This window comes from Kribbella sp. NPDC104740 (assembly GCF_055583505.1).
The window spans coordinates 1-24,842 of the sequence record NZ_JBVJNV010000005.1; the positions used below are offsets into that span (position 1 = coordinate 1).

At 70.0% G+C, this 24,842-nt stretch carries 25 protein-coding genes and 1 tRNA gene; 8 read left to right on the top strand and 18 right to left on the bottom strand.

Translation table 11 applies throughout. The features are described from left to right. Window positions 1–102: 102 nt before the first annotated feature. A complete protein-coding gene (locus ACZ6Z4_RS25620; RefSeq protein ID WP_465569286.1) occupies window positions 103–1,524 on the bottom strand; it encodes an alpha/beta hydrolase in 1,422 nt (473 codons plus the stop codon). A 79-nt stretch (window positions 1,525–1,603) separates the two neighbouring features. Continuing rightward, entirely contained in the window at window positions 1,604–1,984 is a 381-nt protein-coding gene (locus tag ACZ6Z4_RS25625) for a nuclear transport factor 2 family protein (protein WP_465569288.1), read from the bottom strand. Between the two features lie 81 nt (window positions 1,985–2,065). Here ACZ6Z4_RS25625 and ACZ6Z4_RS25630 point away from each other — a divergent pair, with 81 nt between their 5' ends. Then, window positions 2,066–2,857 (top strand): MmyB family transcriptional regulator, encoded by a 792-nt coding sequence (locus ACZ6Z4_RS25630; protein WP_465569290.1) that lies wholly within the window; start codon window positions 2,066–2,068, stop codon window positions 2,855–2,857. Further along, complete coding sequence (locus tag ACZ6Z4_RS25635; protein WP_465570190.1) at window positions 2,857–3,408, top strand: DinB family protein; 552 nt, start codon at window positions 2,857–2,859, stop codon at window positions 3,406–3,408. Before ACZ6Z4_RS25630 ends, ACZ6Z4_RS25635 begins: the two co-directional genes overlap by 1 nt. A 313-nt stretch (window positions 3,409–3,721) precedes the next feature. Here the strand turns inward: ACZ6Z4_RS25635 and ACZ6Z4_RS25640 are convergent, their stop codons facing one another. After that, entirely contained in the window at window positions 3,722–4,687 is a 966-nt protein-coding gene (locus ACZ6Z4_RS25640) for an anti-sigma factor (protein WP_465569292.1), read from the bottom strand. Further along, window positions 4,684–5,205: a SigE family RNA polymerase sigma factor gene (locus tag ACZ6Z4_RS25645; RefSeq protein WP_184801481.1), complete on the bottom strand. Its 522-nt coding sequence runs from the start codon at window positions 5,203–5,205 to the stop codon at window positions 4,684–4,686. The genes ACZ6Z4_RS25640 and ACZ6Z4_RS25645 overlap by 4 nt, the downstream gene beginning before the upstream one ends. 176 nt (window positions 5,206–5,381) lie before the next feature. On the opposite strand from ACZ6Z4_RS25645, the gene ACZ6Z4_RS25650 reads away from it, so the two are divergent. Then, on the top strand, window positions 5,382–6,599 hold the full coding sequence (locus ACZ6Z4_RS25650) for a hypothetical protein (protein ID WP_465569296.1): 1,218 nt from the start codon (window positions 5,382–5,384) through the stop codon (window positions 6,597–6,599). A gap of 62 nt (window positions 6,600–6,661) precedes the next feature. On the opposite strand, the gene ACZ6Z4_RS25655 is transcribed toward ACZ6Z4_RS25650, so the two are convergent. The 8 genes from ACZ6Z4_RS25655 to ACZ6Z4_RS25690 form a co-directional block, all read right to left on the bottom strand. Continuing rightward, window positions 6,662–7,408, bottom strand: coding sequence for a hypothetical protein (locus ACZ6Z4_RS25655; protein ID WP_465569297.1), 747 nt, complete (start codon window positions 7,406–7,408; stop codon window positions 6,662–6,664). Between the two features lie 62 nt (window positions 7,409–7,470). Further along, window positions 7,471–8,379 (bottom strand): hypothetical protein, encoded by a 909-nt coding sequence (locus ACZ6Z4_RS25660; RefSeq protein WP_465569300.1) that lies wholly within the window; start codon window positions 8,377–8,379, stop codon window positions 7,471–7,473. Continuing rightward, a complete protein-coding gene (locus tag ACZ6Z4_RS25665; protein ID WP_465569302.1) occupies window positions 8,376–8,924 on the bottom strand; it encodes a SigE family RNA polymerase sigma factor in 549 nt (182 codons plus the stop codon). The genes ACZ6Z4_RS25660 and ACZ6Z4_RS25665 overlap by 4 nt, the downstream gene beginning before the upstream one ends. 135 nt (window positions 8,925–9,059) lie before the next feature. Beyond that, complete coding sequence (locus ACZ6Z4_RS25670; RefSeq protein ID WP_465569304.1) at window positions 9,060–10,373, bottom strand: GGDEF domain-containing protein; 1,314 nt, start codon at window positions 10,371–10,373, stop codon at window positions 9,060–9,062. A gap of 88 nt (window positions 10,374–10,461) precedes the next feature. Beyond that, on the bottom strand, window positions 10,462–12,009 hold the full coding sequence (locus tag ACZ6Z4_RS25675) for a helicase HerA-like domain-containing protein (RefSeq protein ID WP_465569305.1): 1,548 nt from the start codon (window positions 12,007–12,009) through the stop codon (window positions 10,462–10,464). 74 nt (window positions 12,010–12,083) lie between these two features. Beyond that, window positions 12,084–13,571 carry a PH domain-containing protein gene (locus ACZ6Z4_RS25680; protein ID WP_465569306.1) on the bottom strand — a complete coding sequence of 496 codons (1,488 nt, stop codon included), beginning with the start codon at window positions 13,569–13,571 and terminating at the stop codon, window positions 12,084–12,086. Then, window positions 13,568–14,062, bottom strand: coding sequence for a PH domain-containing protein (locus ACZ6Z4_RS25685; RefSeq protein ID WP_465569308.1), 495 nt, complete (start codon window positions 14,060–14,062; stop codon window positions 13,568–13,570). Before ACZ6Z4_RS25685 ends, ACZ6Z4_RS25680 begins: the two co-directional genes overlap by 4 nt. Window positions 14,063–14,161: 99 nt before the next feature. Continuing rightward, a complete protein-coding gene (locus tag ACZ6Z4_RS25690; protein WP_363675519.1) occupies window positions 14,162–14,863 on the bottom strand; it encodes a L,D-transpeptidase family protein in 702 nt (233 codons plus the stop codon). Window positions 14,864–14,993: 130 nt separating this feature from the next. On the opposite strand from ACZ6Z4_RS25690, the gene ACZ6Z4_RS25695 reads away from it, so the two are divergent. From ACZ6Z4_RS25695 to ACZ6Z4_RS25715, 5 genes are all read left to right on the top strand, one after another. Further along, the gene (locus ACZ6Z4_RS25695; protein WP_184801463.1) at window positions 14,994–15,287 is read left to right on the top strand and encodes a type II toxin-antitoxin system VapB family antitoxin; all 294 of its coding nucleotides are present in this window, start codon (window positions 14,994–14,996) and stop codon (window positions 15,285–15,287) included. Beyond that, window positions 15,288–15,851: a LytR C-terminal domain-containing protein gene (locus tag ACZ6Z4_RS25700; protein WP_465569309.1), complete on the top strand. Its 564-nt coding sequence runs from the start codon at window positions 15,288–15,290 to the stop codon at window positions 15,849–15,851. Between the two features lie 315 nt (window positions 15,852–16,166). Then, on the top strand, window positions 16,167–16,400 hold the full coding sequence (locus ACZ6Z4_RS25705; protein ID WP_465569310.1) for a hypothetical protein: 234 nt from the start codon (window positions 16,167–16,169) through the stop codon (window positions 16,398–16,400). After that, window positions 16,397–16,936 (top strand): DUF6879 family protein, encoded by a 540-nt coding sequence (locus tag ACZ6Z4_RS25710; RefSeq protein ID WP_465569311.1) that lies wholly within the window; start codon window positions 16,397–16,399, stop codon window positions 16,934–16,936. The genes ACZ6Z4_RS25705 and ACZ6Z4_RS25710 overlap by 4 nt, the downstream gene beginning before the upstream one ends. 53 nt (window positions 16,937–16,989) lie before the next feature. Further along, window positions 16,990–17,805, top strand: coding sequence for a helix-turn-helix domain-containing protein (locus tag ACZ6Z4_RS25715; protein WP_465569312.1), 816 nt, complete (start codon window positions 16,990–16,992; stop codon window positions 17,803–17,805). Window positions 17,806–17,921: 116 nt separating this feature from the next. On the opposite strand, the gene rph is transcribed toward ACZ6Z4_RS25715, so the two are convergent. The 6 genes from rph to ACZ6Z4_RS25745 all read right to left on the bottom strand — a co-directional run bounded on the left by rph (window position 17,922) and on the right by ACZ6Z4_RS25745 (window position 24,836). After that, the gene (gene rph / locus ACZ6Z4_RS25720; protein ID WP_465569314.1) at window positions 17,922–20,525 is read right to left on the bottom strand and encodes a rifamycin-inactivating phosphotransferase; all 2,604 of its coding nucleotides are present in this window, start codon (window positions 20,523–20,525) and stop codon (window positions 17,922–17,924) included. A 139-nt stretch (window positions 20,526–20,664) separates the two neighbouring features. Further along, window positions 20,665–22,173 carry a potassium/proton antiporter gene (locus ACZ6Z4_RS25725; RefSeq protein ID WP_465569315.1) on the bottom strand — a complete coding sequence of 503 codons (1,509 nt, stop codon included), beginning with the start codon at window positions 22,171–22,173 and terminating at the stop codon, window positions 20,665–20,667. A 142-nt stretch (window positions 22,174–22,315) separates the two neighbouring features. After that, a tRNA-Ser gene (locus ACZ6Z4_RS25730) sits at window positions 22,316–22,406 on the bottom strand. Between the two features lie 13 nt (window positions 22,407–22,419). Continuing rightward, on the bottom strand, window positions 22,420–22,854 hold the full coding sequence (tadA, locus tag ACZ6Z4_RS25735; protein WP_363677265.1) for a tRNA adenosine(34) deaminase TadA: 435 nt from the start codon (window positions 22,852–22,854) through the stop codon (window positions 22,420–22,422). Between the two features lie 28 nt (window positions 22,855–22,882). Further along, the gene (locus tag ACZ6Z4_RS25740; RefSeq protein ID WP_465569316.1) at window positions 22,883–23,383 is read right to left on the bottom strand and encodes a tRNA adenosine deaminase-associated protein; all 501 of its coding nucleotides are present in this window, start codon (window positions 23,381–23,383) and stop codon (window positions 22,883–22,885) included. A gap of 103 nt (window positions 23,384–23,486) precedes the next feature. Beyond that, on the bottom strand, window positions 23,487–24,836 hold the full coding sequence (locus ACZ6Z4_RS25745; protein WP_465569317.1) for a hypothetical protein: 1,350 nt from the start codon (window positions 24,834–24,836) through the stop codon (window positions 23,487–23,489). Window positions 24,837–24,842 lie beyond the last annotated feature (6 nt).

The window sequence follows — 24,842 nt, forward strand, 5'->3', positions numbered from 1 at the left end:
TCTCTGTTCTTCTCTCTGTTCTTCTCTCTGTTCTTCTCTCTGTTCTTCTCTCTGTTCTTCTCTCTGTTCTTCTCTCTGTTCTTCTCTCTGTTCTTACCTCCCCTAGCAGGTGGTCCCGCGGGCTGGGAGCTTTCCGGTCAGGAAGTACGTCGACGCGTGGTTGCGGGCGCACTCGTTGTTGAACCATGACGTGTGGCCGTAGGTGTCGCTGACCAGCAGGCGGCTGCCGCGGATCTGGCGTTGGAGGCTGACCGCGCCGGCCAGCGGCGTCGCCGGGTCGTGGGTGTTGTTCAGGATCAGCACCGGCGGTGCGTCCTTGATCGGGGTCGGCTTCCACGGGTTGGTCGGCGGGATCGGCCAGCCGGAGCAGGCGGCGGCCATCACCCAGCCCTCGACGGCGGCGCCGACTCGTGGTGCGACCGCGCGGGCGACGGCTAGCCGCGCACGCACGTCGGCGTACCCACGGAACTCACCCGGGAAGTCCATGCACGACACCGCGGCGTACGCCGACTCCGGGAAGCCGACGTAGCTGTTGCCGACGAAACCCGACCCGTCGCCCGCGTCAGAAGCCTTGGCCAGCGCCGACGCGAACGCCGTCCACGGGCCCTCGAAGCCGCCGAGGGTCGGCAGGAACATCGGGAGCGCCATCCGGATCTGGTCGCCGTTCACGGTCGTGTTGCCCACGGGCAGTGGTCGCCGGTCGGCCTTCCGGACCACGGCGTCGAACACCTTTCCGACATCGCGCCCATGCAGCGCACACTCGGGCGTCGCGGCGCACCAGGCCGCCATCCGGTCGAAGCCGCGTTCCATCTCGCGGGCCTCGCTGAGCACGAAGCCGGTCGAGCCCTGGGCGTGGTCGACGATCCCGTCGAGCACCATCCGGTCGATCCGGTGCGGGAAGAGCTGCGCGTACGTCGTCCCCAGGTACGACCCGTACGACGGCCCGAAGTAGCTGAGCTTCCGCACCCCGAGCGCCGCCCGCACCGAGTCCAGATCGCGCGCAGCGGTCCGGGTGTCGAGGTGCCGCATCAGGTCGCCGTTCTTGGCCAGGCAGGCCTTTCCGAGCTCGCGGCTGGCGGCGACCATGGCGTCGTACGAGCGTCGCGAGTCCGGGAACACCGGTACGCCGGGCTTCAGCACCGGGCCGCAGTCGAGCTGACTGGATCCGCCCGTTCCGCGTGGGTCGAAGCTGACCACATCGAACCGGTCGCGGAGCTCCTCCCCGAACAGGTCGCCGACGATCCCGGCCGCCAGCATCGAGGCGCCGGGGCCACCGGGACCGCCCGGGTTGAAGGTCAGCACCCCGAGTTTGTGCGCCTGGTCGCGGGCCGGGACGCGAGCGATCAGCAGCTCGGTCTGCCCCTTGCCCGGCTTCGCGTAGTCGAGCGGCACCGTCAGCCGCGCGCACTCGGCCGGTTGCCCCTCCTCGCAGGGTTTCCAGTCGATGCGCGCGGCATTCGACGGTACGGCGGGCAGCAGCCCCGCTCCGATCAGGCCCAGCGCCAGCAGTCCCTTGATCACCATGCGGCCAAGCTACGAACCGGAAGGGTCGCGGCCCGGCGCTGGAACGATCAACAGGCGAAAGTGAACGCCGGCACTCCGGTCAGTGGGCCGGCGCGAAGTCCAGGAAGCCCACCACCGAACGGATCCGGCCGTCCGCACCGACGGTGACGATATCGGTGCCCCCGGCAACGGCTTCCTGGCCGTCGGCGCCGAGTTCCCAGGTCCAGCGGACCCGGTCGTGGTGCTCGTCGATCTTGCCCGTCACCGCGAACCGCAGGCCCGGGAACATCCCCTGCGCGGTGCCGACCATCGCGCTCAGCTCGTCGTACCCGGTGGCCTCGAAGCTCGGGTCGACGAAGTACCCGTCGGGCGTCCAGGTCTTCTCGATCAGCCGGGCCCGCTGCTCGGCGTCGGTCTCGTTCCAGATGGCGAAGTACTGCTCGGCCAGGTTCATCGTGTTCTCCTCAGGATCGGTTGCCACAACCTTGCGGCCGGTCGCGGCGATCGGGCGATGACCTCGGAGGTCATGTCGGTGGACACCTCGGCGGTTACCGTCGGGAGCATGACGATCGCCGAGGAGACCTTCCAGCGGCCGGTGGGTGAGCTGCTGCGCGGCTGGCGCGAGCGGCGGAGGCTCAGCCAGCTCGACCTGGCCAACCAGGTCGAGGTGTCGACGCGCCACGTCAGCTTCGTCGAGACCGGGAAGTCGAAGCCGAGCCGCGAGATGGTGCTGCGGCTGGCCGAGCATCTCGACGTACCGCTTCGGGACCGCAACCAACTGCTGCTCGCGGGCGGCTACGCGCCGGTCTACAGCGAGGCGTCGCTGCACTCGCCGGCGATGCTCGCCGTACGGGAGACGCTGCGCCGGTTGCTCGACGCGCACGCACCGTTCCCCGCGCTGGTCGTCGACCGCTGGTGGAACATCGTCGAGACCAACGCCGCCGCCGCGCTGTTCACCGAGGACGTCGCGCCCGAGCTGCTCGCCGCGCCGATCAACGCGCTGCGCCTCACGCTGCATCCTGAGGGGCTCGGCCGGCGGATCAGCAACCTCGCCGCGGTCCGCGCCAGCGCGCTCAGTACGCTGCAGCGGCAGATCGCCAGCACCGCCGACCCCGAGCTGCAGGACCTGTACGACGAACTGCGCGGCTACGCCGGCGACGAGCGCGTCGCGGCCGGGCCGGTCGCGGAGGTCGTCGTACCGATGAAGCTGCGGCGCGGGGACCAGGAGCTGTCGCTGCTGACCACGATCGCGACCTTCGGGACGCCGCTGGACGTGACCGTGTCGGAACTGATGATCGAGCAGTTCTTCCCCGCCGACGAGGCGACCGCGCGGTACCTGAAGGAGATGGTGTGATGCTGCCCGACCAACGCATCGGTGACCCGGTCGAGCTGCCGCTGGCGTGGCTCGACTTCTACCGGGAAACCGTGCAGCGCAAGCTCGACGGACTGTCCGACACGGAGCTGCGGACGACGCAGCTGCCGTCGGGGTGGACGCCGCTGGAGCTGCTGAAGCACCTGGTGTTCATGGAGCGGCGGTGGTTGCGCTGGGGGTTCACCGCGGAGCAGGTGTCGGAGCCTTGGGGTGACAGCGACGCCGACGAGCGGTGGCGGCTGGACGAAGGCGACACGCTGGAAGGCTTGCAGGCGGCGCTGCGCGAAGGTGGGAAGCGGACCCGGGAGATCGTCGCGGGGGTGGTGCGGGCGGAGGCCGCGGCGGCGCAGGGGGTCGGGGTGGTCGGCGTTGGAGCGCTCGGCGTCCGGGCGGCGGAGGGCGGCCGGTTCGGGAGCGAGGACGTGAAGCCGACGCTGGGGTGGATCTTGTTCCACGTGCTGCAGGAGTACGCGCGGCACGTGGGGCAGCTGGACGTCGTACGGGAGCTGGCGGACGGGACCACCGGCGAGTAGGACCCCCGAGGTCCCACCCGCCGGTGGGGACCGCAGTTGATCTCGGTGTACATCAACTGCAGCCGCTGAGGACCATGCGTTTCGGGGCGCTGATCCTGTGCTTTTGGCGGCGACTTCGTCGCCGCGGGTTTTGGGGCTTTTCGCCCGCTCTTCCCTCGTCGTTCGGTCGCTTCGCTCCCTCTCTCCTCAGTCCAGAGCGGGCGGCCCCAAAACCTCTCCTGCTGATGGAGATTTGTCAGTACCCCACCGGCGGCCGGCCCGTTCCGCCCGCGGGCCGGCCGACGGCGTCATCGGTGTGAAGGGGGAGGGCCAACTACCGATGAGTCGGCAGCCCGGTGGGCCGCTCGGTGGGCAGGGGAGGAAGGCTCGGCTTGCCCGGCAGGGAAGGCTTTCCGGTCGGGATCGGCAGCGAGGGCTGACCCGGCAGGGACGGCTTCACGGTCGGGACCTTGATCGTCGGCAGGGACGGCTTGCCCGGCAGCGACGGCTTGGTGGTGGGGACGTTCGGCTTGCCCGGGAGCGATGGCAGCGTCGTCGGGACGTTGACCGGCGGCGCGGTCGGCACGTGGTCGGTGACGCACGGCGGCAGCTCGGGCTTGGCCGGGAGCGACGGCTTCCCCGTCGGCTCCGGAACGTTCGGCAGCGAAGGCTTCTTGACCGGCACCGAAGGCAGCGACGGCTTGCCGGTCGGGACCGGCACGTTCGGCAGGGAGGGCTTGCCGGTGGGGACCGGCACGCTGGCCAGCGAGGGCTTACCCGGCAGCGACGGCTTGCCCGTCGGCACGTTCGGCAGCGACGGCTTACCGGTCGGGACCTGCGGCAGCTTGCCCGGGAGCGACGGCTTCCCGGTCGGCACCGGAACGGTCGGCAGCGAAGGCTTCTTGACCGGCACAGAAGGCACCGAAGGCAGCGACGGCTTGCCCTGCGGCAGCTCGCCCTCGACCTTCACCTTGACCGACGCCTCGATCTTGCCCTTGCTCGGCACCTTCGGCAGGCAGGTCGGGTCGACCGTCGGCACCGCGGTCGGCGTACCGGCCGGGAGCTCGACGGGGACCGGGGGCTTACCGCCACCGGCGAGCAGGTTCTTCACGTCGGCCGGTCCGCCGATCGCGGCGGACACCGTCGCGACGCTGCCGGCGAGCGCGGTGACACCGGCGGCGGCCAGGCCGCGGCGCAGCCAGGCGAGCCGCCGGCCGCGGCGCATCAGGTCGGCCGGGTCGGGCTGCCACGGCTCCAGGTCGTACTCGAGCGCGCTGCGCACCCGCTGCTCGTCGCTCATCTTGTTCCTCCAACTACTCCGGATTCGATCAGGTCGGGTGCCAGACGCAGCTTGGCCAGGGCCCGGGAGGCCGTGCTCTTCACGGTCCCGGCGGCCATGCCGAGAAGCTCGGCGGTCTCCGCTTCGGAGAGGTCCTGCGAGTACCGCAGGGCGACCACGGTCCGCTCGCGCACTGTCAGCCCACCGAGAGCTGACAGCACGGCGTCCCGGGTCTGGACCTCGCCGGCGAAGTCCGCCACCGACCGGTCGTCCCAGTCGTTGTCCACCGGATCGCTGGGCACTTCGTTGGACCAGCGGCGGCGCGCTTGCGAGAGGAACCGGTTGACCAGCACCCGACGGACGTACCGCAACCGGTCGCCGTCCAGCCGGTGCCACTTCGGGTAGGACCGCATCAGCGCCTGTTGCACGAGATCCTCGGCGGTGTGGCGATCACCGCACAGCATCTCCGCGAACCGCAGCAGCGGCGTCGACTGCGCCTGCACGAACCGCTCGAAGTCGGCGTCCGCGGCCCGGGTCATCGATTCTCCTCAGCCTCTGTCACACCTGTCCAAACCCGGTGAGTCACCGGTTGGGTTCTGTCCGTTCCGAAGAAATTTATTTCCGTCGCTGTACAAGTACGGCGTTTGTTTGTCACGATCGGTCAGCCGGGTGTCGCACCCGGTGACAGCAGCCTCACCGCCCCGGAGGTACCGCCATGCGTATCACCCGAAGGTCCGCGGCCGCACTCTGCGTCGCCGCCGCGCTGGCCGCCGCACCCCTGGCCGCCGCCGTCCTGCCCAGTACGGCGGCCGGCACCGACCCGGTCGCCGTCGCCGGCCAACCGGCCGAAGGCTCCACCAACGTCGTCGCCGACGGCAGCCGGATCGTCCTCGGCGACGCCCCGGTCCGGATGGGATCGGCCGAGATCAAGCAGCGTTCCGGTATCGGCAACCTCGACCCGGTCCGCTTCCCCGCGGCGACGTCCGCGGTCGTCGTCGACTACACGACCGGTACGCCGGACGGCTCGACCGCCGAGGTCGACGTCCGCGCCCTCGTCAACGACCGCTGGTCGGAGTGGACACCCGCCAAGGCCGGTACGCCGACCGCGCTGCCCGGCGTCAGCGACCTGGTCCAGCTGCGCATCATCGTCGTCGCGCCTCCGACCGGCGCGAAGCCGTGGGTGGCCGACGTACGGGTGCAGCCCACGGACAAGGCCGTCGCGAGCACGATGAAGGTGCAGGCCGCGCCGCTGAAGTCGCGCGTCTTCGCCACCCGCGAAGGCCTGGTCGGCGGCACCACCGCGAACGGCCACGTCATCATCAGCCGCGACCACTTCGTCGCGCTGCCGTCGCGCCGCGGCCTGGCCAACAACGGCTCCGGCAACTACTCGGTCAAGGTCTGTACGACGACCGGCACCCTCCGCTGCGCGTTCGAACCGGTCTGGGACGTCGGCCCGTGGAACACCAAGGACGACTACTGGAACCCGAGCGCCACCCGCGAGATGTGGAAGGACCTCCCGCAGGGCCGGCCCGAGTCGCAGGCGGCGTACCAGAACGGGTACAACGGCGGAAAGGACCAGTTCGGCCGCACGGTCGCCAACCCGGCCGGCATCGACCTCGCCGACGGCACCTTCTGGGACGCGCTCGGCCTGACCAACAACGCGTGGGTCGACACGACGTACCTGTGGACCGGTGACGGCGGCCGCGGCACGGTCGCGATCACCTCGGGCTACCTCAACGTGCGCAACTCGGCGAGCTCGTCGGGTGCCGTCGTCGGGATGGCCGGGAAGTCCGCGCAGGTCACGGTCGAGTGCCAGGTCACCGGGCAGAGCGTCTCCGGTTCCCAGGGGACGTCGAACATCTGGTTGCGAGTGCATTCCGGGATGTACGTCGCCAAGGCCTGGATCAGCGCCGGTTCGTTCGGTGCTTGCTGAGCGGGGCTTCTGAACCACCGTGTCCGGAGAGCCTCGGGCGGGACTCTCCGGGCACGGTTTCCTCAGCAGCCGTGGGTGATCTGGGCGCAGGTGTGAGTGCCCCAGTCGAGCTTCTCGGTCCTGGTGGTGCCGTTGGACTTGCTGATCTTCACGATGATGCGCTGGGTGGTTTCGCTACCGGGGGTCCAGGGCTTCGGGTCCTGGTGCTGGAGCAGCCAGTAGTTGCCTTGGACAACCGCCTTGGTGGTGGCGCCGCCGGGGAAGGTGTAGGTGATCGCGGTGACGTCCTTGGGGAGGACGCCGGCGGCCCAGTAGTAGTTGTACTCCTTGCCGCCGCGCGGAATGAGGTTGTGGGCGACGGCGAAGGCCGCGAGCTTGGTGGACGCGATGATGCGGGCCGGTTCGCGGAGCGAGCCCTCGTTGTTCTGCCGGGCGTACGCCGTGTCGCAGGCGGCCCAGTGGGAGGCGTCGGCGAGGACGACGATCGTGCCGGGGGCGCCGTCGAGGCGGGCGACTGGTTTGGCGGAGCGTCCGGGGTGTGGCTGGTCGGTCAACAGGCGCTTGCAGGCGGCGACCGCATCCTTGGGGAGGGGGTACTCCTTCGGACGAGGAGGGACGGTAGGCCGGGTGACCGTCTTCTGCTGGGCTGCTTTCGGACTCGCCGTCGGAGTACCAGGACCGCCGGCTGCCGGCGTACCGGTCGTGGACTGGTCGGCTCGGGCGATCGTGATGCCGGCGACGGCGATCGCCGCGACGGCGACCGACGCGAGGACGGCGGCGCCGTTGCGCAGTACCCGGTGGTTCCTCATCTGTTGCCCTCCACAAGTTGTCGTTTCGGGCTGAAGGACGCGACCGCGCCGGGGAAGGTTCTTCAGCAGCCGTGGCTGATCTGCGCGCAGGTGTGCTTGCCCCAGACCAGCTCGTGCGTGGTCAGCACCTGGTCGTTCGCGCCGAGCAGGTCGACCTTGATCCGCGGACTGTCCGGCCCGTCGTGCTGGCTCGGCCTCGACCCGCGGTACTGCATCAGCCAGTAGTTCCCGAAGACCGACGCGCCCATCACCTCACCCTCGGGGAACCGGTAGCGCACCCCGGACACCCCCAGCGGCAGGATCCCCGCCGCCCACGAGTACTCGTACGGCGTGCCGCCCTCGATCACCTGGTTGTTGGCGACCGCGAACGCGTCCACGTCCGCACGCGAAGGGCGCTGGGTGGAGGTCGCCTGCCGCAGCGACACCTCGTCGCCGTACCCGCTGTCGCAGGCGCCCCAGTAGTTGCGTCCGGCAAATATCGCGATCGCTCCACGGGCGCCGCTGAGCGACGCCTTGCGCTGCGCCGCCGGTCCCGGCCGCGGAGTCTCGGCCTGCAAGGCGGTCCGGCACTCCGCGAGGAACTGCGCTTCCGGCTGCTCCGGAGCCCTGGAGTCCGGAGTCGGAGTGTTCCCGATGCCGCCCGGGGTGCCGGACATGGTCGGGCCGAAGGTCGACTTGCCGCTGGGGACGGCGCCGTCCGGGCGCGTCCGCGGCCCGGCGGTCGGCGTACCGGCACTCGGCAGGCCGAACGTCGGCGGACCGGCCGGCGCCGACCCCGACGGGCTCCCGAACGACAGCAGCCCACCAGCAGCAACAGCCAGTACGGCGACCGACGCGAGCCCTGCGGCAGCCAGTCCACGCATTCGGCGCCGGTGGTGCGCGCCGGCGATCACCGCCGCCGGGTCGAGCGGGCGGAGCTGGTCGTCCGGGCGCAGCGCGGCGCGCAGCTCCTCGTCGAAGTCGTCGTTCATGGCCGTTCTCCTAACGACACCTGGTCCAGAAGCTGCGGGGTCGCCCGCAGCTTCTGCAGGGCGCGGTTCGTCGCGCTCTTCACCGTGCCGACCGCGACCCCGAGCGTCGCGGCGGTCTGCGCCTCGGTCAGGTCCTCGACGTACCGCAGTACGACGACCGCCCGCTCCCGCGCGGTCAGCGTGGCGAGCGCGCCCGCGAGCGCGATCCGCCGGTCGACGGCGACAGCCGGGTCGGCCACGGTCCGGCCACCCCGCAGGTCGAGCTGCTGCTCCAGCTCGGCCGCGTGCCCGCTCGGCCGCTCCCGCCAGGGCCGTCGCCGCGCCCACGAGAGGTGCTGGTTGACCACCGCCTGCCGGACGTACCCGAACGGGTCCCCGAGCTCGATCCGGTCCCAGCGCAGGTACGCCTTCTCGAGCGCGGTCTGCACCAGGTCCTCGGCGAGTGCGGGGTCGCCACAGAGCATCCGCGCGATGTGCACCAACCGCGCAGACCTGGCCAGCACGAAAGCCGTGAAGTCCTCGTCCCGCCCGTCGGTCCGCCCCATGGAGTCTCCGTCCTTCCACAGCTCAAGACGCCGTAGGCCGGAGAAAGGTTCTGCGCAGGTTCGCAACTACCAGCCCAGCACCTTTCAGGTACCGGCCACCGGATCGGTGGTCGGTACCTGAGACCCGGTCGGGAGCTAGCTGGACCGGACGGCCGGGCGAGGGAGCGTGAGCCGGGCCAGGTCCGCCGGGGCGCAGTCGGCGGCGGCTCGGACTCGGTCTCTTCCTGCTGCCTTGGCGGCGTACATGGCTCGGTCGGCGCGGAGCAGGAGCTCGTCGACGGTCTGGCCGTCGGACGGGGAGACGGCGACACCGATGGAGACGGTCAGGTGGAACGTGTCCGGGTCGAGGTCGGGGTCGTCGAGGACGCCGGCGCACATCGCGGCCAGTGGGCTCGCGGCGACGGCGGTGCGCAGGCGATCAGCGGTGCTGGTCGCGTCGGCCAGGTCGGTCTCCGGGAGTGCGATCACGAACTCCTCGCCGCCGAAGCGACCGATCACGTCCTTCACCCGGATCGCCCCGCGCAGGATCGTCGCGACGGCGCGCAGTGCTTCGTCGCCGACCAGGTGTCCATGCCGGTCGTTGACCTGCTTGAAGTGGTCGATGTCGACGAGCAGCACCGCCACCGGCTCTCGCTGGGCGCGCGCCGTACGCAACATCTCCTCGGTACGCCGCCGCCACCAGTCGATCCGCCCGAGGCTGGTCTTCGGGTCGGTCTGCGCCTCGCTCTCCAGCTGCGCGAACAACAAAGCCCGCTGAGCCGTCAGCGAGATCGGGATCGCCAGGAACGCGAACCACGGGCTGACCAGCGCCGCCGCGGCGAGCAGGCAGCCCAGCGTCGCCGCAGTCGCGTCCACGCAGAGCGAGTCCTTGTCGCCGATCGCCTCCTGCCGACTGCTCCCCGGCACGATCAGCACGATCGCGAGCCCACACAGCGCCGCATCAGTCGCGACGTACGCGAAGGCAGCGAGCGTCATCGACACGACGAGCGCCAGCGAAGACCCACCGAGCAGATCGCGAGCCCCCACGAACACCGCATGCGCCGCGCCGACGCCGAGCACGCACACCGCCGTACTGAACGCCCACCGGTACGGAATGCACCGCCCGGCCCGGATCCGCCACCAGATCCGCAGCAGCACCGCGACCAGCACCGCCAGCGCCGGATGCAGCACCAGCGCCGCAGCGATCATCCACGCCGGCGCCAGGTCCTTGTGCAGCGCGCCGCCGGACTTCCGCCGGTTCTCGACCCGCCGCGCTCCCTCGACCGAGATCAGCGCCGACACGGTCAGCGCGAGCACCAGGTCGAGGCCCTTCCAGGAAGGCAGCTCGGCGAACGAGCGCACGCCGTACCCGATCGCGAGCAGGTCGACCAGCGCGACGAGACCGAACGCCGGGACCGTCAGGGTCCACAGCGCCCAGTTCCGGACCGATCGCCTACTCTGCGCAACCATCCTCTAACAGTACGGCGTTCCGGAGGAACCTGTCGTAAGGATTTGATCAACTATCTGACTCTTCCAGCAGGATGGAAGAGTCGTCCGCTCAGCGCTTGCGGCGCGCCGCCCCGAACAACCCGCGCACGATCTCCCGCCCGGCCGACCGCGCGAACTGCTTGAACGCCGACGAGCCGACCACCTGCTCGACCATCGACTTCTCCGGCTTCTGCGCCCGCGGCTTCGGCTGCTCCGGCGCCGGCTGCTGAGCCTGGGCCTGCGCCTCGGCCTCGGCCTGCGCGGCGCCCGCCTGCACCTTCGCCGCCAGCTTCTCGTACGCCGACTCGCGGTCGACCACCTCGGAGTACTTGGCGTGGTTCGCCGACGCCGCGACCGCCGCGCTCAGCTGCTCGGCCGAGGCCGGCGCCATCAGCGACTGCGGCGCCCGCAGCCGGGTCCAGGCGACCGGCGTCGGCGCGCCCTTCTCGTTCATCACGGTCACGATCGCCTCGCCGATCCCGAGCTGGGTGAGCACCTCGGCCAGCTCGTACGACGAGTTCGGGAACGTCGAGACGGTCGCCTTCAGCGCCTTCGCGTCGTTCGGCGTGTGTGCGCGAAGCTGGTGCTGCACCCGCGAACCGAGCTGCGCCAGGACGTCGTCCGGGACGTCCTTCGGGGTCTGGGTGACGAAGAAGACGCCGACACCCTTCGAGCGGATCAGCCGGACGGTCTGCGCGATCGAGTCCAGGAACGCCTTCGAGGCGTCGTTGAACAACAGGTGCGCCTCGTCGAAGAAGAACACCAGCTTCGGCTTGTCCACGTCGCCGACCTCGGGCAGGTCGTGGAACAGGTCGGCCAGCAGCCACATCAGGAAGGTGGAGAACAGCGCCGGCCGGTCCTGCAGGTTCGGCAGCTCGAGCAGCGACACGACGCCCTTGCCGTCGCGCTGCTGCAGCAGGTCGGCGGTGTCGAACTCCGGCTCCCCGAAGAACGCCTCGGCGCCCTGGTCAGCGAACCCGATCAGCGAGCGCAGGATGACGCCGGCGGTCGCGGCGGACAGCCCGCCGAGCTCCTTCAGGTCGCCCTTGCCCTCGTCGCTGGTCAGGTGCGTGATGACCGCGCGCAGGTCCTTCAGGTCCAGCAGCGTCAGGCCCTGCTTGTCGGCGTAGTGGAAGATCAGGCCGAGCGAGGACTCCTGGACGTCGTTCAGCCCGAGCACCTTGGACAGCAGCACCGGCCCGAACGACGTGATCGTCGCGCGGATCGGTACGCCGGACCCCTGGCCGCCGAGCGCGTAGAACTCGGTCGGGAAGCCGGTCCCGGTCCACTCCTGGCCGATCGCCTTGGTCCGGGCGAGCAGCTTCTCGTTGCCCTCACCGGGCTGGGAGATGCCGGACAGGTCGCCCTTGATGTCGGCGGCGAACACCGCGACACCGGCGGCGGACAGCTGCTCGGCCATCAGCTGCAGGGTCTTGGTCTTGCCGGTACCGGTCGCGCCGGCCACCAGGCCGTGCCGGTTCACCATCGAGAGCGGGATCCGGACCGCCGCCTCCGGGTTCGGCGTACCGTCGACCAGCAGCGACCCGAGCTCGATCGCGGGCCCCTCGAACGCGTACCCCTGCTTGACGGTCTCCACGACGTCCGGTGTCTCGGCCATCTCAACGCTGCCTTTCGCGCGACGGAACTACCCCTGCGCTCGGCATGCTAGTGCGGCCGGGCGACCAGAGGGGGTCAGCCGCGCACGAGGAACGGCTCCAGCAGGCCCGGAACCGCTTCCTGGGCGAACTCGAGGCCCTCGTCGGCGTCGGCGTCGCGGGCCGAGTAGGCGCCGCCGCCCGCGGCCGTGATCGCGCTGAAGGTGGCCAGGCCGGCACGGCGCTGGAAGACCGACTGCCGGACCCGCCAGCCCAGTACGCCATCGCGTTGCAGCGCCGCGGTTGATCGGCGTACGGAACCGGAGCGGGTGACCAGGTACTTGCCGGTGATCCCGTGGCCGAGTGCCTTGTAGTTGTCGCGGGCGAGCACGATCGCGACCGGCAGCAGTACGACGGCCAGCAGGCCTCCGAGCTGCAGCAGTACATCGGTGAACAGGAGCCCGAGCACCACCAGGACCAGCACCGGCAGCAGCGCGGCCGCGACGGAGATCCGGAGCCGCCGGCCGAGCGCGGCCCGCGGGTGCGGGGTCAGCCGAGCCGCGGCCGTGGGTGCGACTTCTTCCCGCAGTACGGCGGCCGCGATCCGGTCGGCGAGGTCTTTGGGAGCCGGAGGCAACAACGTCTTGTGGTCGGTCTTCTCGTCCTCCTGCTGCTGCACCAGCCCGGTCGCGATCGCGTCGACGCGGGCCGCACCGGCCAGGCGGGCGCCGAGCGGCTCGACAACGTCGACCCCGCGCAACCTCCGCTCCTCGATCGAGATCGAGCGCGTGGTGAGCAGCCCACGGCGTACGCGCAGGGTGCCGGGCTCGCGGTCGAGGCGGTAGTTCCACCACATCTCGACGAACAGCCCGAGCGAGCCGACCAGGCCCACGACCAGCAGGAACGCGGTCAGGATCACCAGTACGCCGAGCAACGGCGTACCGTTGAAGAGGTCCTGGACCCAGTCGATCAGCTCGTCCTGCAGCGTGAACCACTGCGACACCTGCATCACCGCACCACCGGCCGCGAGCCCGAGCGTCGGCGCGAGGAACGAGATCGGCGCGTACCGGATCCAGGCCGGATCGAGCACAGCGAGCGTCCCGTCGCTCTCGTGCTGCTCACCGCGCAGCAGCTCCAGCCGGAGCCGCTCGCCCTCGGCGCGCGTCACCGGGCTGAGCGACAGCGTGCTCTCGACGGAGCTCTCCCCGGTCCCGATCTTCACCGCCACCAGCCCGAACACGCGCAGGAGCGGGTTCGCCGTCAGGTCGACGCTGCGGATCCGCTCCCGGCTCAACGCCCGCCGCCGCAGTACCACCAGGCCGGTCCGCAGCTCAGCCTGCTCGGCACCGATCCGGTACGCCGTACGCCGCCAGCGCACGTACTCGAGCAGGGCTCCTGCGAGCACCAGCAGGACACCACAGGGCACCACCCAGGCGAGCGCCGTACTCCAGGAGGTCCCCGAAGCCACGCCGACAGCCGTCGGCACCGCAGCTCCCACAGCTACGCCGGCTGCCAGGAGGGCGCCGACGGCAACAGCCCGTGCGTCGAGCCGGCGCCAGCCGTCCTCCACCCCACCCACGCTCACGTCGCATCACCCGGCGTCGCCTGGGTGACCTGCGTCAGCCGCTCCGCGAGCTCCCCCGCCTGCTCCTGCTCCAGCCCGCGGATCTTCAGCGAACCCCGGGCGGACGCGGTGGTGACCACCAGCGTCGACAACCCGAACTGCTGCTCGACCGGGCCGCGCAGCGTGTCGACGGTCTGGATCCGCGACATCGGCGCGATCCGCCACTCCTGCCAGAAGTACCCGGCCCGCACGTACACCGCATCCTCGGTGACCTCCCAGCGGTGCACCCGGTACCACCACAGCGGCAGCACCGTCGCGAACGGCAGCCAGCAGACAGCCACCAGTACCGCCGGCGCCAGCAGCCAGAACCGGGCCGGCGCGATCAGCAGCCCGAGCAGCACCAGCGTCAGGATCGGCGGCGCGAAGACCAGCGCCGAGTTCACCCGCCAGACGCCGAGGACCCGGCGGTCGAGTGCGTTGTTCGGCGGCCGCAACCGCACGGTGCCCGGCATGACTTCCCCAGTTCCCCGACGTCGATGGTCGGGAACAACCCTAGGAGCCGGGCACCGCCGGGGGCGTCCACCAGAAGTCGGACACCCCCTGTCCGTTGGTCAGCGGACCACGACCACCTTGGTCGAGGCCGTGGTGAAGGCCCAGATCGCGTCCGACATCGACTTCTGCACCCGGATGCAGCCGTGCGAGGCCTTCTGGTTGGTGCCGAGCTGCCAGTCGCCGTGGATCTGCGCACCGTTGCTCTTGTACGTCGGGATCTGGTGGAACCCGATCCCGCACGGCGCGAACCGGACGAAGTTGTTCAGGTAGAGGCTGGCGCCGTCGGTGTTCTTCTTGATCCGGGCCGCCCGCCCGCACTTGGAGCCGGTCGTGTACGTCCCGGGCTTGAGGTAGCTCGGGTTGTCGACGATCGGGCCCTGCCGGACGACCTTGCCCTTGGCGTCGATCAGCCACAGGTAGTTCTGGCCCTGGCTGAGCACGATCCGCTTGCCGCCGCCGCTGGCCGGGACCGCCCGGACGTCGCAGCGCTTGGCCGAGGCGGCCAGGACGCGGCTGTACGTCGTACCGCCGAGCGAGCCGTTCTGGGTCATCTTGTTCGCGGCCTGGAACCGGATCGTCGCCGCCTGGGTCATCTGGCCGATCTTGCCGTCCACCGGCCCGGCGTAGCAGCCGAGCGCGTTCAGACGGGTCTGGGCCGCCTTGTTCTGGGCCACGGTCAGCGCGTCGGCCGGTAGCGTGGTCCCGGCGACCGCGACGACCACCGTGGCCGCCCCCGCCGCCAGCTTGGTCAGTACCTTCATGTCTACCCCCTGATAGTCCCTGTGCACTGTGGACGTCCGGGAGCGGTGAAAGGTTGAGTCTTGGTCTCGACCTTCCGCGGTGACATTCCCGACCTCTCCGGAGACCTCCGGCCCCGCTAGACTTCGGTGGGTGATCTTCAAGCGCGTCGGTGAGGAGCGGCCGTACCCCGATCACGGGTACAAGGCCAAGGACTGGTCCGTGCTGCCCCCGCGGCAGATCAGGCTCGACGAGCTGGTCACCACCAAGGGCACCCTGGACCTGAACGCGCTGCTCGACGAGGACTCGACCTTCTACGGCGACCTGTTCGCGCACGTCGTCGAGTACAAGGGCGAGCTGTTCCTCGAGGACGGTCTGCACCGGGCGCTGCGCGCGGCCCTGCAGCAGCGTCTGGTCCTGCACGCCCGGGTCCTGGTCGTGAGCTAGATGGCCGCCTTCCACCCGCAGCCGAGGCCGTACTCGCGGTTGCACTGGCGGACGCCGATCACCATGGTCGTGCTGCTGATGATCCTGGTCGGCGGCTTCTGGTGGGGCTGGAACTCGCTCACCGACTCCAGCGCCGAGCCGAACTGCGTCGAGCAGAAGCTCGAGAACAACCGGCTGGTCCCCAAGCAGGTCGTGCTGAACATCTACAACGGCGGCGCCCGCGCCGGCTCCGCCGCCCGCCTCGGCGAGGACCTGAAGAAGCGCGGCTTCAACATCAACAAGATCGCCAACGAACCGAACGGCGACAAGGTCGACACCGTCGAGGTCCGCGGCGCCACCGCCGACGGCCCCGAGGTGAAGCTCGCGATGGGCCAGCTCAACCAGAAAGCCGCCACCAAGGCCGACGCCCGCGCCGACCACACCGTCGACATCGTCCTCGGCAGCGGCTTCACCAAACTCAACACCAAGGGCGTCCCCAGCATCGCCGTCCCCGCCGACTCCGTCGTCTGCCTCCCGGTGGTCCGCCCGTCCCAAGCCATCCCCTCAGGCCAGAACCCGAACTGACCTGCGACGACCTCTCAGTCGTCGAGCCACTGCCGCTGATCCGCGCTTCGGTGGAAGCCGTTGTGCCAGGTCCGCACGCACGGCCGCCCCGTGACCGGATGCGTACCGTCGCAGGCTTCGTCAGCCGGGTCGTGAGACGCCGGCACCTCCTGTCGACCGGTCGCAGATGCCTCCATGGCACGCCCCTTCCAGAATCGCTCACTACACATCCTACCCATTTCTACCCATCACGATACGGGTAGAAATGGGCTATTGACAGTTACCCGTTGAATCTGGGTAGATTGTGGTGAGCGCCCATCCACCCTGGAGGACACCATGACGCTGCGCCTGATCGCCCACGAATATGCCGAAGGCACCACCGGTCAGACCGGGTGCGCACGCGTCTGGCTCGATGACGATCACCAGGACGACGTACTGGTGCAGTTGTACGAGACGCCCGACGGTCTCGACCGGATCGCGCCGGCCTCGATCCCACCCGGCGAGCTCCTGGGCCGCCTCCCCGTGGACACGCTGCTCGAGGCGGCTGACGCCATCCGAGCCCAACGGTGATCAGGCCGCTCGCCGTCGGAGAACTCCTCGATCTCTACAACGGCGCGCGCAAATCGGTCTTCCGGGTTGAGCTGCTGCAGTCGTACGCGTGGCCGGACGAGGCGGACCGCGTTGCCTCGTGGCGGGAGACCGGGACGGTCGCGCCCTCGACCGACCAGGAGTGGAAGGACGTCGCCGACCAGATCGCGGCGGGCTGTACCAACACCTTGGTCCACGTCATCGATCTGCCGGTCAACGACTACCTTCGCTACGAGTTCGCCGCCTATCAGGCCGACAACTTGCCGGCCGGCCAGGACGTCCGGATCGCGGTGCGCTCCACCCATCCAGGGCTCCGGGACGTGCCGTCGGAGTTCGCACTGTTCGACGACACCGTGGTCTGGTACCGCTACAACGCGGAGACCGGTGTCAAACTCGGCTGGGAGCTCGACGACGATCCCGAGACGCTCGCGGCGTGCAGGCGGTTCCGCGATCTCGCCATCGGCTGCTCCACACCGCTCCTGCAATTCATCGATGATCTGAAGGACGACCGACAGTAGACACGTACGCGTTCGACAGTGAGGTACCCGCCCTGCAACACAAGCTCGGCGGGTTGCTTCGTGGTGCCCGAAAGCTGGCTGGCCTGTCCGGCGAGAAGCTCGCGACAGAACTGGGGATCTCTCAGTCCAAGCTGTCCCGGATCGAGTTGGGGCAGTCCGCTCCGTCGGTGGATCTGGTGAGCCGCTGGGCACAGATCGCCCGGGTCGACCACGAGCGTGTGACCGAGATCGTCGGACTCGCCGAGCGGATCGCCACCGATGCCTATCCCCGCCCGTGGCACGGTCGGGTCCGCGGAGGCATCGCACGGCTGCAGCACGAGATCGCCGACGCCGAGGCCGGCGCGCGGCTCAACCTCGAGTGGCATCCGCGACTGATCCCGGGTCTGCTGCAGACTCCTGACTACGCGCGGGAGATCTTCCGTTGTGCGTACTCCGACGGCCCGGAGCTGCAGGCCGCCGTCGCGGCTCGGATGGCACGGCAATCCGTTCTGTACGACTCCACGCAGACCATCCGCTTTCTGATCGGTGAGACGGCACTGCGTTGGCCAGTGGAATCCGCGGCAGCCTTGCGCTCCCAGCTGGACCGTCTTGGGCTGCTGGCCGCCGAAGGCACGGCGGACTTCGCGATCGTGCCCTTCAGCTCACCCTCCGGTGCCTTCTCCTACCACGGTTGGCGAGTGCTGGCCGAGCGCGACGAGGAGCCGGATGTGGTAGAGATCGAACTCGAGACAGCCAAGGTGGACATCACCGACCCCGAGCAGACCGCCGCCTATCGCGCGGCGTTCGAGCGACTCTCCGACTCCGCCGTACGTGGCGCGGCCGCGGTGAAGTTGATTCGACGGATCCGTGAGGAAGTCTCGAAGCACTAGCAGGTTCCTGGCAGCGTCGCCGCACCAACAGACGACCTCAGCCAGGCACCTGCCACTGAATTCTCTCTTCTCTTTCTTGTGTTCTTTCTCTTGGTCTTTGTCTCTTCTCTTCTCTCTCAGTCCAGCAGTTCGACGAACCCGTCGGTGCCGTGGACTCTGATGCGTTGGCCGTCCTGGATGCGGCGGGTGGCGTGGTCGATGCCGACGACGGCGGGGAGGCCGTACTCGCGGGCGATGACGGCGCCGTGGGTCATCAGGCCGCCGACCTCGGTGACCAGGCCGGAGATGCCGACGAACAGGGGTGACCAGCTCGGGTCGGTGAAGGCGGTGACGAGGATGTCGCCGGGTTCGAGGTCGGCCTTGGCCAGGTCGAGGATGACGCGGGCCCGGCCCTCGACGGTTCCGGCGGAGACCGCCAGGCCGGTGAGGGCACCGGCCGGTACGTCGTCCCGCCGGTACGAACCGCTGATGGACTCGCCGTCCGAGGTGAGCACGCGCGGCGGGACGAGGGACTGGTCGACCCGGAAGTCGTCCTTGCGGCGCTGGATCAGGCCGGCGTCGGCCTGCTGCGTGCGGACGACGTCCTGGAGCTCGTGGAACGTGAGGTAGTAGATGTCCTCGCGCTCCGCCAGTACGCCGGCCGCGACGAGCCGGTCGGCCTCGGCCAGCAGCGCCTGCTTGTAGACGGCGTAGCGGCAGATGATCGCGTACTTCGGGTACTCGCGGTAGCCGATGAAGGTCCGCACCCGCTCGATCATCTGCTGGGTCTCGGTCGCCTTCTGCTCGCCGCCGGGCAGCGCGCGCAGCCGCTCCAGCACCTCCTGCTCCTTGGCGAGCGCCTTCAGCCGGCCCTCCTCGAAGCGCTGCTCAGCAGCGCCCGGCGCGAACAGCTTCACGTTGTCGAGGATCAGCGGCACCAGCGTCTCGGGCTGCTCAATCCAGCGCGGGCGGGTGATGTCGATCTCGCCGACGCAGCGCATGCCGTACTGGTCGAGGTACGCCGTGATCGCGGCGCGCGCCTCCTCGCCGCCGGCGACCTTGGGCAGCTGGTCGAGGAAGTCGTCCTCGGCGTCGGCGAGGAAGGCCAGCACCTCCGGGTACGGGCGGACGGCGTCGGCGACGTCGAGCAGCGCGAGGCCCATCTCGGAGGTGATGTTGCCGGGCGCGGACAGCGTCAGCGTGTCGGCCGCGTTCTTCTCGCCGAGCCACTCGAACAGCTTGTCGTTGAGCCACCAGGTGGCGTCGTGGCTGGCCATGATCGCCTGCATGCTGAGCGGGTCGCCGAGCAGCCGCTTCTGCTCGGCGAACGCCTCGAGGAGGAAGTCGAACAGCGCCGGCCCGGTCTTCGCGGCGATGTCGTCGCGCAAGGCGGCCAGGGCGGCCTGGCTGCGCCGGATCAGTTCGGTGACCACGGCAGGATCGGTCGGAAGCGGCGCGGAGGCACCGCGCATCGGCGGCTCGGCGGCCGCGCGCTCCCGACCAGCGGCCGGCGCTTGGTCCGGCACCGTCGGGATGAAGTCCCCTCGATCCAGCAGCGTCTGCAGTGCGTCCTGGATCAGCGGGTCGCCCTTCCCCACCAAGTCCAAGAACCCCGCCCGGCGCCCAGGCGAACTCAAATGCGGCGTCGAATCGACGAACAACCGCCCACCCGCCGCCAGCATCGGCGCCATCGCCGTCGACTGCCACACCGACAGCCCGAGCGGCTTCATCGCGTCCGTCATCATCTGCTGGTGCCCGACCGACAGGAACACATGGTTGCCCTGGTCACCGGTCTCCGGCACCGGGAACAGCGTGGTGATCGGCCGGCTCTGGACGATCTGGAAGTCGTCGTCGACCAGGCACCACTCGATGTCCTGCGGCCGCCCGAAGTGCGCCTCGATCCGCCGTCCGAGCGCGACCAGTCGCACAGCCTGCTGGTCGGTGAGCGCCGGCAACTCCTGCTGCGAGGCGGAGAGCACGACCTCCTCGGTCCCACCTCCCGGCAGCGCCTGGATCGCGATCTGCTTCGCCGAGACCGTCCGCCCGACCACCTCACCGTCGCGCACCGTGAACACATCCGGATTCACCAGCCCGGAGACCAGCGCCTCCCCCAGCCCGAACCCGGCGTCCACCGTCGCGACCTTCCGGTTCCCGCTCACCGGATCGGCGGTGAAGAGGATCCCCGACGCCTGCGAGAACACCATCTGCTGCACGACCACGCCCATCAGCACCGCCCGGTGGTCGATCCCGTTGCGCTGCCGGTACGTCACCGCCCGCTCGGTGAAGAGCGACGCCCAGCACCGCCGTACGGCGTCGATCACCGCCGCCGCCCCGACCACGTTCAGGTACGTGTCCTGCTGCCCGGCGAACGACGCCGTCGGCAGGTCCTCGGCCGTGGCACTCGACCGTACGGCGTACGCCACGCCCTCGACGACCGCCCCAGCGATCGCCGCCGCGACCTCCTCCGGCACGTCGACCCCCTCGACCGCCGCCCGCACCTCCGCGCTCAGCGCCCGGATCCCTTCCCGATCGTCAGCGGCCAACCCCGCCAGCGCATCGAGCCGGTCGTCGACAGCAGCCGTCACGACCTCCCGGTACGCCGAGGTCGTCACGCAGAACCCCGCCGGGACCCGCACCCCCTCGATCCGCGCCAACCCACCCAGGTTGGCCCCCTTCCCGCCCACCAAGGCGAGCTGCGACTGATCGGTTTCCTCGAGCTCCAGCACGTACTGCACAGCCACTGCGGCGACCTCCGGGAGAAACGGATTGTGACGACGGCCGCCGATTCTCCGCCATCACCGGGGTCTTGCGGCAAGCCCCGGGGTGCGCTATAACCTGAAACTGCAGGGAGACGAGGTCTCGCTGCTTTTTTGTTGCCCTCTACACCTGTTCGCGGCCGCGCTCGCCGAACCATCCAGCCAGGCGCCCGGCCCGCGACACCGCGCGCAGCCTGCGAATGGTCTTCTCGCGCAGCGGGTTCGGGGTCACCACGAGCATCGCGTCCCCGGCCCGCAGTACGGTCCGGCGATCGGGTACGAACGCCTGCTTGGCCCGGATCACCAGCGAGATCGACACCCCGGCCGGCAGCCGCAGCTCGCCGATCTCGACCCCGGCGAGCTTGGACTCGCTCGGGATCTGCACCTGCAGCATGTCCGCGCCGAGCGACTCCAGCGGCGCGACGTCGATGTCGACCTCGTGCGCCGCGTTGTCGTCCAGTACGCCGAGCCGCCGGGCCAGCCAGGGCAGCGACGGTCCCTGCAGGAGCGTGAACAACAGCACCAGCACGAAGACGACGTCGAACACCCGGTCCGCCTCGGGCACGTGCTCGGCGAGCGGGATCGTCGCCAGCACGATCGGTACGGCGCCGCGCAGGCCCGCCCAGGCGATGAACGTCTGCTCCTTCCACGGCATCCGGAACGGCGTCGCCGACAGCGCGACGGCCGCGAACCGGCCGACCACGGTGACCGCGATCCCGATCACCAGCGCGACCACGACGTCGTCCAGGCCGATCCGGCCGGGCGAGGCGAGCAGGCCGAGCATCACGAACAGCCCGATCTGGGCCAGCCAGGCGATCCCGTCGACGAACGACTTGGTGGCGATCCGGTGCGGCAGCTCGGCGCGGCCGATGATCAGGCTGGTCACGTAGACGGCCGCGAAACCGGAGACGTGCAGCAGGACCGTGCCCCCGGCGTACGAGATGAAGGCGAGCGAGACGATCGCCAGCGGGTACAGACCGGCGGAGCCGAGCGCGACGCGGCGGAGCAGGCCGACGCTCACCCAGCCGACCAGGAAACCGAACAGGGCGCCGATGACCAGCTCGTAGAGCACCAGCCCGGCGAAGTACGGTACGCCGTGCTCGCCGATCGAGCCGGTGCTGACGATCGTGACGAGCAGCACGGTCGGCGCGTCGTTCAGACCGGACTCGGCCTCCAGTGCGCCGCGCAGCCGTGGTCTGATCGGGACCCGGCGCAGCACCGAGAACACCGCCGCGGCGTCGGTCGGCGACGTCACCGCGCCGAGCAGGACCGCGATCTGCCAGTCCGCGCCGAGCACGAAGTGCGCGACGCAGGCGACCACCGAGACCGACACCGCGACCCCGAGCGTGGCCAGCACGACGCCGAGCGGCATCACCGGGCGCACTTCGTTCCACCGGGTGGTCAGACCGCCCTCGGTGAGGATGATCACCAGCGCGGCGAACCCGAGCGCGTGCGCCAGCTCGGCGTCCTCGAACTGGATCCCGAGCGCGGACTCGCCGAGCAGCAGGCCCATCCCGAGGTAGATCAGCAGCGAGGGCAGCCCGAGCCGGCCGGACAGCCGCACGGCGACGATCGCCACCAGCAGCACCGCGGCGCCGGCGAGCAGGATCCGGTCGAGTTCGTGCACGTCCACAGGCTCGGCCCCTCGGGGTCGGGGGCTGCATCCTAATTGACCGGAGCTATCAGCAACGAATCATCTCGCCGGACAAAGAACGAGGACCCTGACGCATCACACAGCATCAGGGTCCTCGGCGTAACTCCCGGCCGGAGCCGGTTGGCGGTGGCGGAGGGATTTGAACCCTCGGAAGGGGGGTACCCTTCACGCGCTTTCGAGGCGCGCTCCTTCGGCCGCTCGGACACGCCACCGCCGCAGAGGCTATCAAGACCTGTGCCCAATAAAGAAATCGCGCAGCCGGGCGCCCGCCTCGTCGGCCATCACACCGCCGATCACCTCGGGCCGGTGGTTCAGCCGGCGGTCCCGGACGACGTCCCAGAGCGAGCCGACGGCGCCCGCTTTCTCGTCGTACGCCGCGAAGACGAGCCGGTCCAGCCGGGACAGCACGATGGCGCCCGCGCACATCGTGCAGGGCTCCAGCGTGACCACCAGCGTGCAGCCGGTCAGCCGCCACTCGCCGACCGCCGCGGCGGCCTGACGGATCGCCAGCACCTCGGCGTGCGCGGTCGGGTCGCCGGTCGCCTCGCGCTCGTTGTGGCCACGGCCGATCACCTCGCCGTCGGCGGTCACCACCACCGCACCGATCGGTACGTCGGCGCTGCCGCGGGCCTGCTCGGCCTCGGCCAGGGCGAGCTCCATCAGCCGGGCCCAGGCCCGGCGGGCCGGGTCAGCCAATGGCTTCGATCGCCTCGTGGAACTGGTTGGCGAAGCCGAGCGCCTCGGCGATCTCCTCGAGCATCTCCTCGGGGTACAGGTCGACGTCGTCGATCAGCGCGCCCAGATCCATCGCGGTCATCCCGAGGTCGGCCACGATCGCCAGGTCGCCGGCCGGGACCTGCTCGTCGTCGTCCTCGGCCAGCGGGATGTCCAGCTCGTCGACGACCTGCTTGGCCAGCGGCCACTCGGTCGCCGCGGTGACGTCGGACATCAGCAGCCGGGCCCGGCCGCCGTCGACCCGGACCAGCACGAAGAAGTCCTCGTCGACCGAGATCATCCCGATCACCCCGGACTCGCCCGGGTAGCGGCGCAGCGCCGACACCAGCGCGGACAGATCCGGCTCGCCGCGCAGCACCAGTGGCGTGACCGTCCAGACCCCGTCCTCGGTGTAGGCCGCGAGCGCGAAGTCGAGCTCGGTGGTCGTCATCGGCGAGGCCGTGGGATCAGACACGGCCTCATCGTCGCAGAATCAGGCGTCCGGCGGGAGGGATCCCCGATCTCGAGCCGGTATCGGTGCCCCGTCAGTTACCGTACGGCGACGCTGCGCGACCGCCTCACGGCTGCACGGTGAACGGCCCGAAAACCCCGGTCGCACTACTGGCGGCCTGCGGGAGCTTGGTCGGGTAGGTGAGCATCACCTGGAAGCTCTGGCCGACGTCGTAGATGTGTCCCCACCGCGTGTAGAAGTACCCGCTGACCGCCGTCCGCGCCGAGCTGACGACCGTCCAGGAGGTCTCCCCGACCCGCCGCGCGTAGACCATCACCACCTGGTTGCCGACCGGTCCCAGCGTCCCGTTGGCGCGCCGGTACTCGAGTGTCCCGAAGCTGGACAACGTCGAGTCTCGAAGCACCGGCAAACCGGCCGTCGGCGCGACCACCGTGCCCACGAAGTACGTCGGCGCCTGCGGCAACTGTTTGACCGTGATCGTGGTCTCCCGGCTCCACGGCGAGTTGTCGATGCCTGCCCCGGAGACCGACACCCGCATCCGGAACGTCCCGGGCCGGTCGGGCTTCCAGTACCGCGCGTACGAGCCGTTGGCTGCTGTGTTGCCGAACGACTGCGTCGACTGCCAGGCCGAGCCGTTCCAGAAGTCCAAGGTGGTGAACAGCGTCCCGGGAAAGGCTGTCCCGCTGACCTTCCAGTAGTTGTTCACGGTTGCGGTCGGGGAGGCCGTCAGGTAGCTCATCGAGAGCAGCTTGTGTGCGACCGCCGGGGCTGTGGTCAGCTCGACGTAGTCACCCACGGATGGCAGGTTGGCGAACAGCTCGGTGGCTTTGGTCAGGGCGAGCTGGACGGAGTAGCGGCCGTCGGCGCCGGTCCTGACGGTGGCCAGGACGGTCGCGCGGTTCGGGCCCAGGATGCGCACGGTGACGCCGGCCGCTGGGACCAGCGCGCCGGTGGTCGAGTAGCGGCGGGCCAGTCCGGTGACCACCGTCTTCGCCGTACCGCTGGTGCGCGCCGGCTGGTCGAGCACGAGCGTGGCGCCGCGCTGCACCTGGAACGACACGTCGGCGGCGAGCTCGTCGGCGCCGTGCGTCACCTTGGTCATCACCCACCGGCCGGCCCCGCCGGCGAGAGTCGCGGTGAGGAAGCCCGTCCGGGTGTCGATGGTCGGAAACTCGTTGTGGACCTTCTCCGTCAGCGGCACCACGACCCGCTGCGAGCCGTCGGGCCGCTCGACGGTGATGGTCATCCCGTCGCAGGCCACGGACTCCGGGGCCGGCACCTGCATCTCGACCGGCACCCGCAGGTCAGCGGTGGTGAGCACGTTCTCGTTCGGGTCCCCGCCGTAGGACTGCATCGGCGGCCCGGCCAGGCACGGGTCCGCGGCGGCTTCGGCGTACGTCAGGGAGGCAGCGGTGACGAACACCCCCACCGCGAAACTGATCAGCTTGCGATGCATGGCACA

What these genes read in the sequence shown, in the direction of transcription:
- ACZ6Z4_RS25620 (WP_465569286.1), bottom strand. Translation starts at nt 1,524, where the DNA reads ATGGTGATCAAGGGACTGCTGGCGCTGGGCCTGATCGGAGCGGGGCTG.
- ACZ6Z4_RS25630 (WP_465569290.1), top strand. Translation starts at nt 2,066, where the DNA reads ATGACGATCGCCGAGGAGACCTTCCAGCGGCCGGTGGGTGAGCTGCTG.
- ACZ6Z4_RS25635 (WP_465570190.1), top strand. Translation starts at nt 2,857, where the DNA reads ATGCTGCCCGACCAACGCATCGGTGACCCGGTCGAGCTGCCGCTGGCG.
- ACZ6Z4_RS25640 (WP_465569292.1), bottom strand. Translation starts at nt 4,687, where the DNA reads ATGAGCGACGAGCAGCGGGTGCGCAGCGCGCTCGAGTACGACCTGGAG.
- ACZ6Z4_RS25645 (WP_184801481.1), bottom strand. Translation starts at nt 5,205, where the DNA reads ATGACCCGGGCCGCGGACGCCGACTTCGAGCGGTTCGTGCAGGCGCAG.
- ACZ6Z4_RS25650 (WP_465569296.1), top strand. Translation starts at nt 5,382, where the DNA reads ATGCGTATCACCCGAAGGTCCGCGGCCGCACTCTGCGTCGCCGCCGCG.
- ACZ6Z4_RS25655 (WP_465569297.1), bottom strand. Translation starts at nt 7,408, where the DNA reads ATGAGGAACCACCGGGTACTGCGCAACGGCGCCGCCGTCCTCGCGTCG.
- ACZ6Z4_RS25660 (WP_465569300.1), bottom strand. Translation starts at nt 8,379, where the DNA reads ATGAACGACGACTTCGACGAGGAGCTGCGCGCCGCGCTGCGCCCGGAC.
- ACZ6Z4_RS25665 (WP_465569302.1), bottom strand. Translation starts at nt 8,924, where the DNA reads ATGGGGCGGACCGACGGGCGGGACGAGGACTTCACGGCTTTCGTGCTG.
- ACZ6Z4_RS25670 (WP_465569304.1), bottom strand. Translation starts at nt 10,373, where the DNA reads ATGGTTGCGCAGAGTAGGCGATCGGTCCGGAACTGGGCGCTGTGGACC.
- ACZ6Z4_RS25675 (WP_465569305.1), bottom strand. Translation starts at nt 12,009, where the DNA reads ATGGCCGAGACACCGGACGTCGTGGAGACCGTCAAGCAGGGGTACGCG.
- ACZ6Z4_RS25685 (WP_465569308.1), bottom strand. Translation starts at nt 14,062, where the DNA reads ATGCCGGGCACCGTGCGGTTGCGGCCGCCGAACAACGCACTCGACCGC.
- ACZ6Z4_RS25690 (WP_363675519.1), bottom strand. Translation starts at nt 14,863, where the DNA reads ATGAAGGTACTGACCAAGCTGGCGGCGGGGGCGGCCACGGTGGTCGTC.
- ACZ6Z4_RS25700 (WP_465569309.1), top strand. Translation starts at nt 15,288, where the DNA reads ATGGCCGCCTTCCACCCGCAGCCGAGGCCGTACTCGCGGTTGCACTGG.
- ACZ6Z4_RS25705 (WP_465569310.1), top strand. Translation starts at nt 16,167, where the DNA reads ATGACGCTGCGCCTGATCGCCCACGAATATGCCGAAGGCACCACCGGT.
- tadA (WP_363677265.1), bottom strand. Translation starts at nt 22,854, where the DNA reads ATGGAGCTCGCCCTGGCCGAGGCCGAGCAGGCCCGCGGCAGCGCCGAC.
- ACZ6Z4_RS25745 (WP_465569317.1), bottom strand. Translation starts at nt 24,836, where the DNA reads ATGCATCGCAAGCTGATCAGTTTCGCGGTGGGGGTGTTCGTCACCGCT.